At 63.1% G+C, this 13,702-nt stretch carries 10 protein-coding genes; 5 read left to right on the top strand and 5 right to left on the bottom strand.

Annotation, left to right across the window (positions count from 1 at the left end):
• Positions 1–49 precede the first annotated feature (49 nt).
• The 5 genes from glyQ to AC0ZJQ_RS00030 are packed head-to-tail and all read left to right on the top strand — an operon-like array spanning position 50 to position 5,756.
• Positions 50–997 carry a glycine--tRNA ligase subunit alpha gene (gene glyQ, locus AC0ZJQ_RS00050; RefSeq protein ID WP_155551378.1) on the top strand — a complete coding sequence of 316 codons (948 nt, stop codon included), beginning with the start codon at positions 50–52 and terminating at the stop codon, positions 995–997.
• Positions 994–3,048 carry a glycine--tRNA ligase subunit beta gene (glyS, locus tag AC0ZJQ_RS00045; RefSeq protein WP_458989049.1) on the top strand — a complete coding sequence of 685 codons (2,055 nt, stop codon included), beginning with the start codon at positions 994–996 and terminating at the stop codon, positions 3,046–3,048. The genes glyQ and glyS overlap by 4 nt, the downstream gene beginning before the upstream one ends.
• A gap of 4 nt (positions 3,049–3,052) precedes the next feature.
• Positions 3,053–3,595: a D-glycero-beta-D-manno-heptose 1,7-bisphosphate 7-phosphatase gene (gmhB, locus tag AC0ZJQ_RS00040; protein ID WP_008569088.1), complete on the top strand. Its 543-nt coding sequence runs from the start codon at positions 3,053–3,055 to the stop codon at positions 3,593–3,595.
• Positions 3,592–4,338 carry a lysophospholipid acyltransferase family protein gene (locus AC0ZJQ_RS00035; protein WP_155551381.1) on the top strand — a complete coding sequence of 249 codons (747 nt, stop codon included), beginning with the start codon at positions 3,592–3,594 and terminating at the stop codon, positions 4,336–4,338. Before gmhB ends, AC0ZJQ_RS00035 begins: the two co-directional genes overlap by 4 nt.
• A 47-nt stretch (positions 4,339–4,385) precedes the next feature.
• Positions 4,386–5,756: a diguanylate cyclase gene (locus tag AC0ZJQ_RS00030; RefSeq protein WP_476477140.1), complete on the top strand. Its 1,371-nt coding sequence runs from the start codon at positions 4,386–4,388 to the stop codon at positions 5,754–5,756.
• A 71-nt stretch (positions 5,757–5,827) separates the two neighbouring features.
• On the opposite strand, the gene ahpF is transcribed toward AC0ZJQ_RS00030, so the two are convergent.
• The 5 genes from ahpF to dnaA all read right to left on the bottom strand — a co-directional run bounded on the left by ahpF (position 5,828) and on the right by dnaA (position 13,702).
• The gene (gene ahpF, locus AC0ZJQ_RS00025; protein WP_476477139.1) at positions 5,828–7,390 is read right to left on the bottom strand and encodes an alkyl hydroperoxide reductase subunit F; all 1,563 of its coding nucleotides are present in this window, start codon (positions 7,388–7,390) and stop codon (positions 5,828–5,830) included.
• A gap of 188 nt (positions 7,391–7,578) precedes the next feature.
• A complete protein-coding gene (gyrB, locus tag AC0ZJQ_RS00020; RefSeq protein ID WP_008569094.1) occupies positions 7,579–9,996 on the bottom strand; it encodes a DNA topoisomerase (ATP-hydrolyzing) subunit B in 2,418 nt (805 codons plus the stop codon).
• Between the two features lie 4 nt (positions 9,997–10,000).
• The gene (gene recF, locus AC0ZJQ_RS00015) at positions 10,001–11,104 is read right to left on the bottom strand and encodes a DNA replication/repair protein RecF (RefSeq protein WP_102828169.1); all 1,104 of its coding nucleotides are present in this window, start codon (positions 11,102–11,104) and stop codon (positions 10,001–10,003) included.
• Positions 11,105–11,115: 11 nt separating this feature from the next.
• Positions 11,116–12,219 carry a DNA polymerase III subunit beta gene (gene dnaN, locus AC0ZJQ_RS00010; RefSeq protein WP_102828168.1) on the bottom strand — a complete coding sequence of 368 codons (1,104 nt, stop codon included), beginning with the start codon at positions 12,217–12,219 and terminating at the stop codon, positions 11,116–11,118.
• A gap of 34 nt (positions 12,220–12,253) precedes the next feature.
• Entirely contained in the window at positions 12,254–13,702 is a 1,449-nt protein-coding gene (dnaA, locus tag AC0ZJQ_RS00005; protein ID WP_167133735.1) for a chromosomal replication initiator protein DnaA, read from the bottom strand.

Below are 13,702 nucleotides of genomic sequence, written 5' to 3'. Positions count from 1 at the left end.
GGGAGGTATACTCCGAGGCTTTCTGTCGAAGCCCAGCACAGGTGAAATTTTGAGCCAGACTACGCCTGCCGTGCGCACCTTCCAAGACCTGATCCTCGCCCTGCAGAGCTACTGGGCCGAGCAGGGTTGCGTGGTTCTGCAGCCCTACGACATGGAAATGGGCGCCGGTACTTTTCACACCGCCACCTTCCTGCGCGCCATCGGTCCGGAGACCTGGAACGCCGCCTATGTTCAGCCCTCGCGCCGCCCGGCCGATGGCCGCTATGGCGAGAATCCCAACCGCCTGCAGCACTACTACCAGTTCCAGGTGGTGTTGAAGCCCAACCCGGACAACATCCAGGATCTGTACCTCGAGTCGCTGCGCCGCATCGGCGTCGACACCTCGGTGCACGACGTACGCTTCGTCGAGGACAACTGGGAATCGCCGACCCTCGGCGCCTGGGGCCTGGGCTGGGAAGTCTGGCTCAACGGCATGGAAGTCACCCAGTTCACCTACTTCCAGCAGGTCGGCGGCGTCGAGTGCTACCCGGTCACCGGCGAGATCACCTACGGTCTCGAGCGCCTGGCCATGTACCTGCAGGGCGTCGACTCGGTGTACGACCTGATCTGGGCCGACGGCCCGTTCGGCACCGTGACCTACGGCGACGTGTTCCACCAGAACGAGGTGGAGCAGTCGACCTACAACTTCGAGCACGCCAACGTCGACAAGCTGTTCGAGCTGTTCGATTTCTACGAGAGCGAAGCCAACCGGCTGATCGGTCTGGAACTGCCGCTGCCGGCCTACGAAATGGTGGTCAAGGCCTCGCACACCTTCAACCTGCTCGACGCGCGCCGCGCCATCTCGGTGACCGCGCGCCAGCAGTACATCCTGCGCGTGCGCAGCCTGGCGCGCTCGATCGCCCAGAGCTACCTGCTGGCCCGGGCGCGTCTCGGCTTCCCGATGGCGACCCCCGATCTGCGTGACGAAGTGCTGGCCAAGCTGGAGGCTCAAGAATGAGTGCATTGGATTTTCTGGTCGAACTGGGTACCGAAGAGCTGCCGCCCAAGGCGCTCAAAAGCCTGGGCGAGGCTTTTCTCGCCGGTATCGAGAAGGGCCTGAAGGACGCCGGCCTCGGCTATGCCGCAGCACGCTTCTTCGCCGCGCCGCGGCGCCTGGCGGTCGTGGTCGAGCAGCTGGCGACCCAGCAGCCCGATCGCAGCGTCAACCTCGACGGCCCGCCGATCCAGGCCGCCTTCAATGCCGAGGGTGAGCCGACCCAGGCCGCCCTGGGCTTCGCCCGCAAGTGCGGCGTAGACCTGGCGGAGATCGACCGCAGCGGGCCGAAGCTCAAGTTCAGCCGCACCATCGAGGGCCAGCCGGCCGCGCAGCTGCTGCCGGGCATCGTCGAGACCTCGCTCGCCGACCTGCCGATTCCCAAGCGCATGCGCTGGGCCGCGCGCAAGGAAGAGTTCGTGCGTCCGACCCAGTGGCTGGTGATGCTGTTCGGCGAGCAGGTGCTCGACTGCGAGATCCTCGCCCAACGCGCCGGTCGCGAATCGCGCGGCCACCGCTTCCACAGCCCGGGACAGGTGCATATCTCCAAGCCCGCGAGCTACCTGGAAGACCTGCGCGGCGCGCATGTGATCGCCGACTTCGCCGAGCGCCGCGAGCTGATCGCCAAGCGCGTCGAGCAGCTGGCCGCCGAACAGCAGGGCACGGCCATCGTGCCGCCGGCGCTGCTGGATGAAGTGACCGCGCTGGTGGAGTGGCCGGTGCCGCTGGTCTGCTCGTTCGAGGAACGCTTCCTCGACGTGCCGCAGGAGGCGCTGATCTCCACCATGCAGGACAACCAGAAGTACTTCTGCCTGCTGGATGCCGACGGCAAGCTGCTGCCGCGCTTCATCACCGTGGCCAACATCGAATCGAAAGACCCGGCGCAGATCGTCGCCGGTAACGAGAAGGTGGTGCGCCCGCGTCTGACCGACGCCGAGTTCTTCTTCAAGCAGGACAAGAAGCACGCCCTCGAAGACAACAACCAGCGCCTGGCCAACGTGGTGTTCCAGGCCCAGCTGGGCAGCGTGTTCGACAAGGCCGAGCGCGTCAGCAAGCTGGCCGCGTTCATCGCCGCGCGCATCGGCGGCGACGCCACCCGTGCCGCGCGCGCCGGCCTGCTGTCCAAGTGCGATCTGGCCAGCGAGATGGTCGGCGAGTTCCCGGAGATGCAGGGCATCGCCGGCTACTACTACGCACTGCACGACGGCGAAGCCGAGGACGTCGCCCTGGCGCTCAACGAGCAGTACATGCCGCGCGGCGCCGGCGCCGAGCTGCCGGGCACCCTGACCGGTGCCGCCGTGGCGGTGGCCGACAAGCTCGACACCCTGGTCGGCATCTTCGGCATCGGCATGCTTCCCACCGGCTCCAAGGACCCCTACGCGCTGCGCCGCGCTGCGCTGGGCGTGCTGCGCATCCTCATCGAAAAGCAGCTGGACCTCGATCTGGTGGAAGCGGTGAACTTCGCCATCGGCCAGTTCGGCGAGCGGGTCAAGCAGCAGGGCCTGGCCGATCAGGTGCTGGAATTCATCTTCGACCGCCTGCGCGCGCGCTACGAGGACGAGGGCGTCGACACCGCCGCCTACCTCTCGGTACGTGCCGTGCAGCCGGGTTCGGCGCTGGACTTCGACCAGCGCGTGCAGGCGGTGCAGGCCTTCCGTCGACTGCCGGAAGCCGAGGCGCTGGCAGCCGCCAACAAGCGCGTGTCCAACCTGCTGAGCAAGTTCGAGGCGAAGCTGCCGGAAGCGGTCGAACCGCGCTGGTTCGACAATGCCACCGAGTTCTCGCTGTACTCGGCGATCCAGCAGGCCGAGCAGGCCGTACAGCCGCTGGCCGCCGCGCGCCAGTACCGCGAGGCGCTGGAGCGCCTGGCGCACCTGCGTGGCCCGGTGGATGCCTTCTTCGAGGCGGTGCTGGTGAATGCCGAGGATGCCTCGGTGCGCGCCAACCGTTATGCCTTGCTGGCCCGGCTGAGAGGATTGTTCCTTGGTGTCGCCGATATTTCCGCACTTGGCTAAGCCGGTGAAGCTGATCGTGCTGGACCGCGACGGAGTGATCAACGAGGACTCCGACGAGTACGTCAAGTCGGTGGCGGAATGGATTCCGATCCCCGGCTCGCTGCAAGCCATCGCCCGGCTGTGCAAGGCCGGCTGGACGGTGGCGGTGGCCACCAACCAGTCCGGCGTGGCGCGCGGCAAGTTCGATGCAAGCACCCTCAGCGACATGCATTTCAAGATGCAGCAGCTGGTGATGGAGCAGGGCGGTCGCATCGAGCTGATCGTGCATTGCCCGCACGGCCCCGACGACGGCTGCGACTGCCGCAAGCCGAAACCGGGGATGTATCGCAGCATTGCCGAACATTTCGGTCTCGCCGACCTGAAAGGCGTGCCGGTGGTGGGCGACAGTCATCGCGATCTGCATGCCGGCATGCTGCTCGGCGGTGTGCCCTATCTGGTCAGGACCGGCAAGGGTCTGCGCACCCTGGAAGGCACGCTGCCGCCGGGTACCCAGGTCTTCGATGACCTGGCCGCCGTTGTCGATCATCTGCTCGAGAATCCTCGATGAGCCTGTTGCCCCTGCGCATCGCGCTGTTCTACTTCCTGCTGGCTTTCACCGCGTTCGCCTGGTGCCTGGTCAGCTTGGTCTTCGCGCCGTTCATGGCGTTCCGTCCGCGCTACCGCTTTGTAGTGCAGAACTGGTGCCGCTGCGCCGTCTGGCTGGCGAAAACGCTGGTCGGCCTGCGCTATGAGGTGCATGGCGCGGAGAACATCCCGGCGCGCCCCTGCGTGATCCTGGCCAAGCACCAGAGCACCTGGGAAACCTTCTTCCTTTCGGCCTATTTCGAGCCGCTGACCCAGGTACTCAAGCGCGAGCTGCTGCGGGTGCCGTTCTTCGGCTGGGCGATCATGCTGCTCAAGCCCATCGCCATCGATCGCGACAACCCCAAGGCGGCGCTGCGCCAGGTCGCCAAGCAGGGTCACGAACGCCTGGAGCAGGGCGCCTGGGTGCTGATCTTCCCCGAGGGCACCCGCGTACCGGTCGGCCAGCCGGCCAAGTTCTCGCGCAGCGGCGCCTCGCTGGCAGTCAATGCCGGCTTGCCGGTCCTACCGATCGCGCATAACGCCGGGATGTTCTGGCCCAAGGCCGGCTGGGGCAAGCGCCCCGGCACCATCCAGGTGGTCATCGGCCCGGCCATGTACGCCGAGAGCGAAGGCCCGCGTGCGGTCGCCGAACTCAACCAGCGTGCCGAAGACTGGGTCAACGCGCAGGTCAGCCAGCTCGAAACGCAGGGTCGTCCAACCCCCTGATCACGTCGGGGCCGGCAGGGACGCCCGCCCCTCCTAGCGAGTCCCCAATGCAGCAAATATCCAACCATCAATTGGTCGCCGAGTGGCTGCGCCTGCTGGACGGCTATCCGGCCGAAGCCGCCGCCGCGTTGCAGGCGGTGGCGAACGAGAAAAGCCAGGAACTGGCCGAGCACTTCTATTCACAGATGCTCGCCGAGCCCCATTCGGCCAGCTTTCTCTCTCATGAGCAGGTCAAGACCCGTCTCGGCAAGTCCATGCAGAAGTGGATCATCACGGTCTGTTCTTCGACGGCCCATGGCGACCTTGACGCAGTGGTCGACCTGCAGCGCAAGGTCGGCGACATCCATGCACGCATCGAGATTCCGGTCAGCCTGGTGCTGCGCGGCTCGCGGCTGCTCAAGGGCCGCCTGCGCCAACTGCTGGAACAGCGCGAGCTCGAAGAACCAGTACGGCGCAAGGCCGCACGGATGGGCGCCGATCTGATCGATCTGGCGGTGGAGATCATCTGCTTCGCCTACTCGCAGTCCCACGACCGCAACTCGCGCGCCGAGGAAGCGTATCGGCTGTTCTCCGTGTCGCAGAACATCGGTGTCGAAAAGGAGCGTCAGCGTGCGGCACTGCTGGACTGGGAGAACCAGCTGATGTTCGACCTGGCCATCGGCAACCTCACCGGCGCGCTGCCGCAGCTGGCCGGCTCCGAGTTCGGTCTGTGGTTCCGCCACAAGGCTTCGCATGCCTTCCAGGGCTCGCCGGAGAGCGCGAGCATCCTCGACTACATCACGCGGATCGATGACGAGCTGAAGGCTATCGCCACCCTGGGAGATCCCGCCGGTCGCCTGGCCAAGCTGCACCAGATCCGCGAGCAGACGCGCTCCATCAAGTTCCTGCTCGACAGTCTGTTCGAGCAGGCCAACGACCTGGAAGCCGGCCGTGACGTGCTGACGCGGCTGCTCAACCGCAAGTTCCTGCCGGTGGTGATGGCCAAGGAAGTGCTCTACGCGCGCCAGTCGAACAACACCTTCGGCGTACTGGCCATCGACGTCGATCATTTCAAGCGTATCAACGACACCCATGGGCACGACGCCGGCGACCAGATTCTGCAACAGGTCGGTGCGCTTCTGGCCAGCAACACCCGCGGTGGCGACTATGCGTTCCGCCTGGGTGGCGAAGAGTTCCTGCTGGTGCTGGTGGACATCAACCCCAATCAGGCGCTGGCGGCGGCGGAGAAGCTGCGCGAGCGCATCGCCCGCGAGCACTTTCGCCTGTCCAGCGGCGACGTGCTGCAGATGACAGTGAGCATCGGCATGGCCGTGCATGACGGTCATCCGGACTACGAACGCCTGCTGCAACAGGCCGATCAGGCGCTCTATCAGGCCAAGCACGACGGGCGCAATCGCTGCGTGCTGCACGCCGGCTGACAGCAGGTCCAGCGTAAAAGCAAAAAGGGGAGCAACCGCACGGCTGCTCCCCTTTATTTTTCGCGTCTCGATCAGGCCGGCGCGGAGGTGCGGATCAGGTGATCGAAGGCACTCAGCGAGGCCTTCGCGCCTTCACCGACGGCGATCACGATCTGCTTGTACGGCACCGTGGTCACGTCACCGGCGGCGAACACGCCGGGAATGCTGGTCTGGCCCTTGGCGTCGACGATGATCTCGCCGAAACGGCTCAGCTCCAGGGTGCCCTTGAGCCAATCGCTGTTGGGCAGCAGGCCGATCTGCACGAAGATGCCTTCCAGCTCGACGCTGTGCATTTCTTCGCTGGCACGGTCCTTGTAGACCAGGCCGGTGACCTTCTGGCCGTCGCCCTTGACCTCGGTGGTCTGCGCCATCTTCAGCACGGTGACGTTGGGCAGGCTGAACAGCTTGCGCTGCAGCACGGCGTCGGCGCGCAGCTCCTCGCCGAACTCCAGCAGGGTGACGTGGGCGACGATGCCGGCCAGGTCGATGGCCGCTTCCACACCGGAGTTGCCGCCGCCGATCACCGCCACGCGCTTGCCCTTGAACAGCGGGCCGTCACAGTGCGGGCAGTAGGCCACGCCGCGGCCACGGTAATCCTGCTCGCCGGGCACGTTCATTTCGCGCCAGCGGGCGCCGGTGGCGAGGATCAGGGTCTTGGCCTTGAGCTCACCGCCGTTCTCGAACTGCACGCGGTGCAGGCCGTCGGCGCCGGCCGGGATCAACTGGCTGGCGCGCTGCAGGTTCATGATGTCGACGTCGTACTCGCGCACGTGCTCTTCCAGCGCGCGGGCCAGTTTCGGGCCCTCGGTTTCCTTCACCGAGATGAAGTTCTCGATGGCCATGGTGTCCAGCACCTGGCCGCCGAAGCGCTCCGCCGCGACACCGGTACGGATGCCCTTGCGCGCGGCGTAGATGGCCGCTGCGGCACCAGCCGGGCCACCGCCGACCACCAGCACGTCGAAGGCGTCCTTGGCCTTGAGCTTCTCGGCGTCACGGGCGCTGGAGCCGGTATCGAGCTTGGCAAGAATCTCTTCCTCACTCATGCGGCCCTGGGTGAACAGCTCGCCGTTCAGGTAGATGCTCGGCACCGACATGATCTGCCGAGCTTCGACTTCGTCCTGGAACAGCGCGCCGTCGATGGCGACGTGCTTGATGTTCGGGTTGAGCACGGCCATCAGGTTCAGCGCCTGGACCACGTCCGGGCAGTTCTGGCAGGACAGCGAGAAGTAGGTTTCGAAGTGGTAGTCGCCGTCCAGCGCCTTGATCTGCTCGATCACTTCGGGCGCGGTCTTCGACGGGTGGCCGCCGACCTGCAGCAGGGCCAGCACCAGCGAGGTGAACTCGTGGCCCATGGGGATGCCGGCGAAGCGCAGGCTGATGTTGCCGCCGATGCGGTTGAGCGAGAACGACGGCTTGCGCGCATCGGCGCCGTCGGTCTTCAAGGTGATCTTGTCGCTGAGGCCGGCGATGTCCTGCAGCAGGCTCAGCAGTTCCTGGGATTTCTCGCCGTCATCGAGGGACGCGACGATCTCGAAGGGCTGCGTGACCTTCTCCAGGTAGGCTTTCAACTGGGTCTTGAGATTGGTGTCCAACATTCGGTTTACCCCGCTACAGAGTTGGCAAAAGGAAGATGACTGAACTTGATGTCTCTACCTTACGGTGCGCAGGGGCAATTTAGAAATTGATTAAACGTCTTTCGTCGATAAGCATTGACTATATATGCGGACAGAAAAAACCCGGCTTTACGCCGGGTTCTTCTTGGCTGGAATGCAGCAGCGAGCGATCAGAAATCGAGGTTGGATACGGCCAGCGCATTGGTCTCGATAAAGTCGCGACGGGGCTCTACCGCATCGCCCATGAGCGTATTGAAGATCTGGTCGGCTGCGATGGCATCCTCGATGGTTACCTTCAGCATGCGACGCACGGCAGGATCCATGGTGGTCTCCCAGAGCTGCTCGGGGTTCATCTCGCCCAGTCCCTTGTAGCGCTGCACGCTATGGCGACGGGTGCCTTCGGTCATCAGCCAGTCGAGGGCATCCTTGAACGAGGCCACGGCCTTCTTGCGCTCGCCACGCTGCACGTAGGCACCTTCCTCGAGCAGGCTGCTGAGCTTCTCGCCCAGCGCGGTGACGGTGCGATAGTCGTTGCTGGCGAAGAAATCGCGATTGAAGGTGACATAGCTGACCAGGCCATGCGAGGTGATCGCCACTTCCGGCAGCCACAGGTGGCGTTCCTTATCCTCGCGCAGGCTGACGCTGTAGCTCAGCCCCGAGCGCTCGACTCCCTTGAGCTTGTCGGCATATAGCTCCAGCCAGGCCTGCATGGCCGACTCATCGGCGAGCTGCTCGACACTGATCCGCGGCAGATAGATGAAGTGTTCGGTCAGCTCCTGCGGGTACAGGCGCGACAGGCGCTGCAGTGTCTTCATCACCGAACGGTACTCGTTGACCAGGCGCTCGAGGGCCTCGCCGGAAAGCCCCGGCGCGCTCTCGTTGACGTGCAGGCTGGCATCTTCCAGGGCGGACTGAGTCAGGTATTCCTCCATCGCCTCGTCGTCCTTGATGTACTGCTCCTGCTTGCCGCGCTTGACCTTGTACAGCGGCGGCTGGGCGATGTACACGTAGCCGCGCTCGATCAGTTCCGGCAGTTGACGGAAGAAGAAGGTCAGCAACAGCGTGCGGATGTGCGAGCCGTCAACGTCAGCATCGGTCATGATGATGATGTTGTGGTAGCGCAGCTTGTCGATGTTGTATTCCTCGCGGCCAATACCGCAGCCCAGCGCGGTGATCAGCGTGCCGACTTCCTGCGAGGAAAGCATCTTGTCGAAGCGCGCTTTCTCGACGTTGAGAATCTTGCCCTTGAGCGGCAGGATCGCCTGGGTCTTGCGGTTGCGGCCCTGCTTGGCCGAGCCACCCGCGGAATCACCCTCCACGATGTAGAGTTCGGAGAGGGCAGGGTCCTTCTCCTGGCAGTCGGCCAGCTTGCCCGGCAGGCCGGCGATATCCAGCGCGCCCTTGCGACGGGTCATTTCACGAGCCTTACGGGCTGCCTCGCGCGCGCGCGCGGCGTCGATCATCTTACCGACCACCGCCTTGGCTTCGTTGGGGTGCTCGAGCAGGAAGTCGCCGAAGTACTTGCCCATCTCCTGTTCCACCGCGGTTTTCACCTCGGAAGAAACCAGCTTGTCCTTGGTCTGCGAGCTGAATTTCGGGTCAGGCACCTTCACCGAAATGATCGCAGTGAGTCCTTCACGTGCATCGTCGCCCGTGGTTGAAATCTTGTGCTTCTTCGCCAGCCCTTCCTGCTCGATGTAGTTGTTCAGGTTACGGGTGAGCGCCGAACGGAAACCGGCGAGGTGGGTACCACCATCACGCTGCGGGATGTTGTTGGTGAAGCAAAGGATGTTCTCGTTGAAACTGTCGTTCCACTGCAGCGCCACTTCGACACCGACGCCATCGTCGCGCTGCACGTTGAAGTGGAATACCTGGTTGACCGGGGTCTTGTTAGTGTTCAGATAGGCGACGAATGCGCTCAGACCGCCTTCATACTTGAACAGCTCTTCCTTGGCGCTGCGTTCGTCACGCAGAACGATGCCGACGCCGGAGTTGAGGAACGACAGTTCGCGCAGGCGCTTGGCCAGGATGTCCCAGCTGAAATGGATGTTCTGGAAGGTCTCGGGTGAGGGACGGAAATGAATCTCCGTGCCGGAACCCTCGGTAACACCGACCGCGGTCAACGGCGCCTGCGGAACGCCGTGGCGATAGAGCTGTTCCCAGACCTTGCCTTCGCGGCGAATCGTCAGCAGCAGCTCCTCGGACAGCGCGTTGACCACCGATACGCCCACGCCATGCAGGCCGCCGGACACCTTGTAGGAGTTGTCGTCGAACTTACCGCCGGCGTGCAGCACGGTCATGATCACTTCCGCCGCGGAAACACCTTCTTCCTTGTGGATATCCACCGGAATACCGCGGCCGTTGTCGCGTACGGTGATCGACTCATCGGTATGGATGGTGATGGAAATGTCGCTGCAGTGGCCGGCGAGCGCTTCGTCGATGGAGTTGTCGACGACCTCGAAGACCATGTGGTGCAGGCCGGTACCATCATCGGTATCGCCGATGTACATGCCAGGGCGCTTACGTACGGCGTCGAGCCCCTTCAGCACCTTGATGCTGGACGAATCGTACGCGTGATTTTCGCTCATACTTTCACTCCGAAAGGGCCGTGGTCTGGGTAATGCGCCCATGTTCCACGTGAAACATTGAGACTGGCGTTTCTGCTTTCCAGCCTGCTTGCAAAACAGTCGAGTCGACGCAGGTGATAAAAACCTGGCAGTCGAGTTGTTCCAACAATTCACACAACGCCTGGCGGTGCTGGTCGTCCAGCTCCGACGGCAAGTCGTCGACCAGATAGATGCACTGGCCGCGCTTCGCCTCACTGACGAGATGTCCTTGCGCGATTTTAAGTGCGCAAACCACCAGCTTCTGCTGACCGCGTGACAGCACGTCAGCTGCGTTGTGACCACCGATACGCAACCGCAGATCGGCGCGTTGCGGCCCAGCCTGGGTATGGCCTAACGCTCGATCACGATCGATGGAGGCATCGAGTACGTCCTCAAGCGAACGCTCCTTGTCCCAACCGCGGTAGTAGCTCAGCTGCAGCTCTTCCAGCTGCAACAGCGCCGCTAGGGTACGCTCGAAAACCGGCTTGAAAACCTGGATGTAACGGCGTCGATAGCCGTCGATCTCGTCGCTCGCCTGCGCCAATTCGCGCGTCCAGGCGGCCTGCGAAACGGCGTCAAGTGTACCACGCCGCAGCCACGAGTTCCGTTGCCTCAGGGCCTGTTGCACGCGCTGCCATGCACCGAGGAAGCGGTGTTCCACGTGGAACACCCCCCAATCGAGGAACTGCCGCCGCAACTTCGGCGCACCTTCGAGCAGACGGAAACTATCTGGATTGATCAGCTGCAACGGCAACGTATCGGCAAGCTCTGACATGCTGCGCGCGTTCTGGCCATTGATGCGGATGCGCAAGTCGCCACCACGCTCGCGTGCCACGCCCAATGCGCAGAGCTGCCCACTGGCAAGCTGGGTTTCACCGAAAACCGTGCAGCTGGGGTGCTCGTACGCGATGACAGGATTGAGTCGGGTGCTGCGAAACGACCTGGCCAGCCCGAGCAGGTGAATGGCTTCGAGCAGACTGGTCTTGCCGCTGCCGTTATCGCCGTGGAGGATGTTGATGCGAGGGGAGGGAGCGAGCGTCACCGGTTGCAGATTACGCACCCCGGTGACGCTCAGGCGGGTCAGGGACATCGAAACGGAGGTTACAGACGCATCGGCATCACGACGTAAGCGGAATCGTCGTTGTCGAATTCCTGCAGCAGCGCGCTGCTATTGGCGTCGGACAGAATCAGGCGGATCCGCTCGGTCGTCATTACGCCCAGCACGTCGAGCAGATAGCTGACGTTGAAGCCGATCTCCAGCGAGCCACCGTTATAGTCGACCGCGACCTCTTCCTCGGCTTCCTCCTGCTCCGGGTTGTTAGCCTGGATCTTCAGCAGGCCGCTCTCCAGCTGCAGGCGGATGCCGCGATACTTCTCGTTGGACAGAATGGCCGTACGGCTGAATGCCTCGCGCAGCTGTTGGCGGTCACCGACGACCAGCTTGTCTCCACCGCGCGGCAGTACACGCTCGTAATCCGGAAACTTGCCGTCCACCAGCTTCGAAGTAAAAGTGAATTCGCCGGTAGTGGCCCGCACGTGATGCTGGCCGAGCATGATGCTGACCTCGGCATCCTGCTCGGTGAGCAGACGCGCCAGCTCGAGAATACCCTTGCGCGGAACGATGACCTGATGGCGGTCAGCCTGCTCGATACCGGCCAGCATGGAGCACATGGCCAGCCGATGACCATCGGTGGCGACGGTACGCAGCATGCCGTTGGAAACCTCGAGCAGCATACCGTTGAGGTAATAACGGACATCCTGCTGCGCCATGGCAAAACTGCTGCGCTCGATGAGGCGCCTCAGCTTGCCCTGCTCGACACTGAATCCAAGCGACCCGGGGCCTTCTTCCACGGTGGGAAAGTCGTTGGCCGGCAGCGTGGAAAGCGTGAAGCGACTACGTCCCGACTTGATCAGCACCTTCTGCTCGTCGAGGCGGATGTCGATCAGCGCATCGCTGGGCAAGCTCTTGCAGATGTCCATCAGCTTGCGCGCCGGGACGGTGATCTCACCGGGTTCAGCCGCGTCTTCGAGAGTCACGCGACCGACCAGTTCAACTTCCAGGTCGGTACCGGTCAGCGACAGCTGCTGTCCCTGCACGACCAGCAGGACGTTGGATAGCACTGGCAAGGTCTGCCGCCGTTCGACAACACCAGCAACCAGTTGCAGGGGTTTCAACAGGGCTTCGCGCTGAATGGTGAAATGCATGGTCTGGTCCCTTGCCTTATTGGATGGATCGCATTCAGGTTGTCAGAGTTCGCAGCAAATTCTTGTAATCTTCACGAATATCGGCGTCTATTTCGCGCAATTCGGCGATCTTACGGCAAGCATGGAGTACCGTGGTGTGATCGCGCCCACCGAACGCATCGCCGATCTCCGGCAAGCTGTGATTGGTGAGCTCCTTGGACAGCGCCATCGCCACCTGGCGCGGACGCGCGACGGAGCGCGAGCGTCGTTTCGACAACAGATCGGCAACCTTGATCTTGTAGTACTCGGCGACGGTGCGCTGGATATTGTCAACGCTGACCAGTTTGTCCTGCAACGCCAGCAGATCCTTGAGCGACTCGCGGATCAGCTCGATGGTGATCTCTCGCCCCATGAAATGCGCATGAGCGATAACCCGCTTGAGCGCACCCTCGAGCTCGCGCACGTTGGAGCGGATGCGCTGGGCAATGAAGAAGGCAGCATCATGCGGCAGATCGACCTTGGCCTGATCAGCCTTCTTCATCAGGATCGCCACCCGGGTTTCCAGCTCTGGCGGTTCGACCGCAACGGTCAGGCCCCAGCCGAAGCGCGACTTCAGGCGCTCTTCCAGGCCGTCGATCTCCTTCGGGTAACGGTCGCTGGTGAGAATGACCTGCTGGCCCCCTTCGAGCAACGCATTGAAGGTGTGGAAGAACTCCTCCTGCGAGCGCTCCTTCTTGGCGAAGAACTGGATATCGTCGATCAGCAGCGCATCGACCGAACGATAGAAACGCTTGAATTCATTGATCGCGTTGAGCTGCAGGGCCTTGACCATATCCGCGACGAAGCGCTCCGAATGCAGGTACACCACCTTGGCATTGGGGTTTTTCTTCAGCAGGTGATTGCCCACCGCATGCATCAGGTGAGTCTTGCCGAGGCCGACACCGCCGTAGAGAAAGAGCGGGTTGTAGCCATGCTTGGGATTGTCCGCCACCTGCCAGGCCGCCGCGCGAGCGAGCTGGTTGGACTTGCCTTCGACGAAATTTTCAAAGGTAAAGGTGCGATTCAGATAACTGGTGTGCTTGAGCCCGCCTTCGACCTGCACGTTACGCGTTGGGCGTGCCACTTCAGGCTCCGGCTCTGCGACAGTTGTCGCTGCCTGCTCCATCGAAGTGACAGAGGTAGCATCGGCGATGGTAACGGCAGGCACAGCCATCTGCTGCCGTGCAGCCGCCGCGGAAGGCAGCGCAGCAGGTGCGGTGCGCTTGCTACCAATGAGCAGCGACAGCGCCGGTGTCATGCCATCGGCACGCTCGGTCAATAGTTCAAGCAGGCGCGAAAGGTACTTTTCGTTGACCCAATCGAGGACGAAACGGTTGGGAGCATAGACGCGCAGCTCGTCGCCTTCGCTCTCCACCTGCAGTGGGCGAATCCATGTGTTGAATTGCTGAGTAGGCAGCTCATCGCGCAACAGGTCTACGCATTGCTGCCAAAGTTCCACCGACAC

Source organism: Stutzerimonas sp. 21-1, from assembly GCF_056336065.1.
The sequence above is the reverse complement of the archived record's forward strand: the minus strand, read 5'-3'. Positions and strand labels throughout refer to the sequence as shown.

Excerpts from the sequence above, each read along its gene's own strand:
- dnaN (WP_102828168.1), bottom strand. The coding sequence starts at position 12,219 with ATGCATTTCACCATTCAGCGCGAAGCCCTGTTGAAACCCCTGCAACTG.
- gyrB (WP_008569094.1), bottom strand. The coding sequence starts at position 9,996 with ATGAGCGAAAATCACGCGTACGATTCGTCCAGCATCAAGGTGCTGAAG.
- AC0ZJQ_RS00035 (WP_155551381.1), top strand. The coding sequence starts at position 3,592 with ATGAGCCTGTTGCCCCTGCGCATCGCGCTGTTCTACTTCCTGCTGGCT.
- AC0ZJQ_RS00030 (WP_476477140.1), top strand. The coding sequence starts at position 4,386 with ATGCAGCAAATATCCAACCATCAATTGGTCGCCGAGTGGCTGCGCCTG.
- recF (WP_102828169.1), bottom strand. The coding sequence starts at position 11,104 with ATGTCCCTGACCCGCCTGAGCGTCACCGGGGTGCGTAATCTGCAACCG.
- glyS (WP_458989049.1), top strand. The coding sequence starts at position 994 with ATGAGTGCATTGGATTTTCTGGTCGAACTGGGTACCGAAGAGCTGCCG.
- ahpF (WP_476477139.1), bottom strand. The coding sequence starts at position 7,390 with ATGTTGGACACCAATCTCAAGACCCAGTTGAAAGCCTACCTGGAGAAG.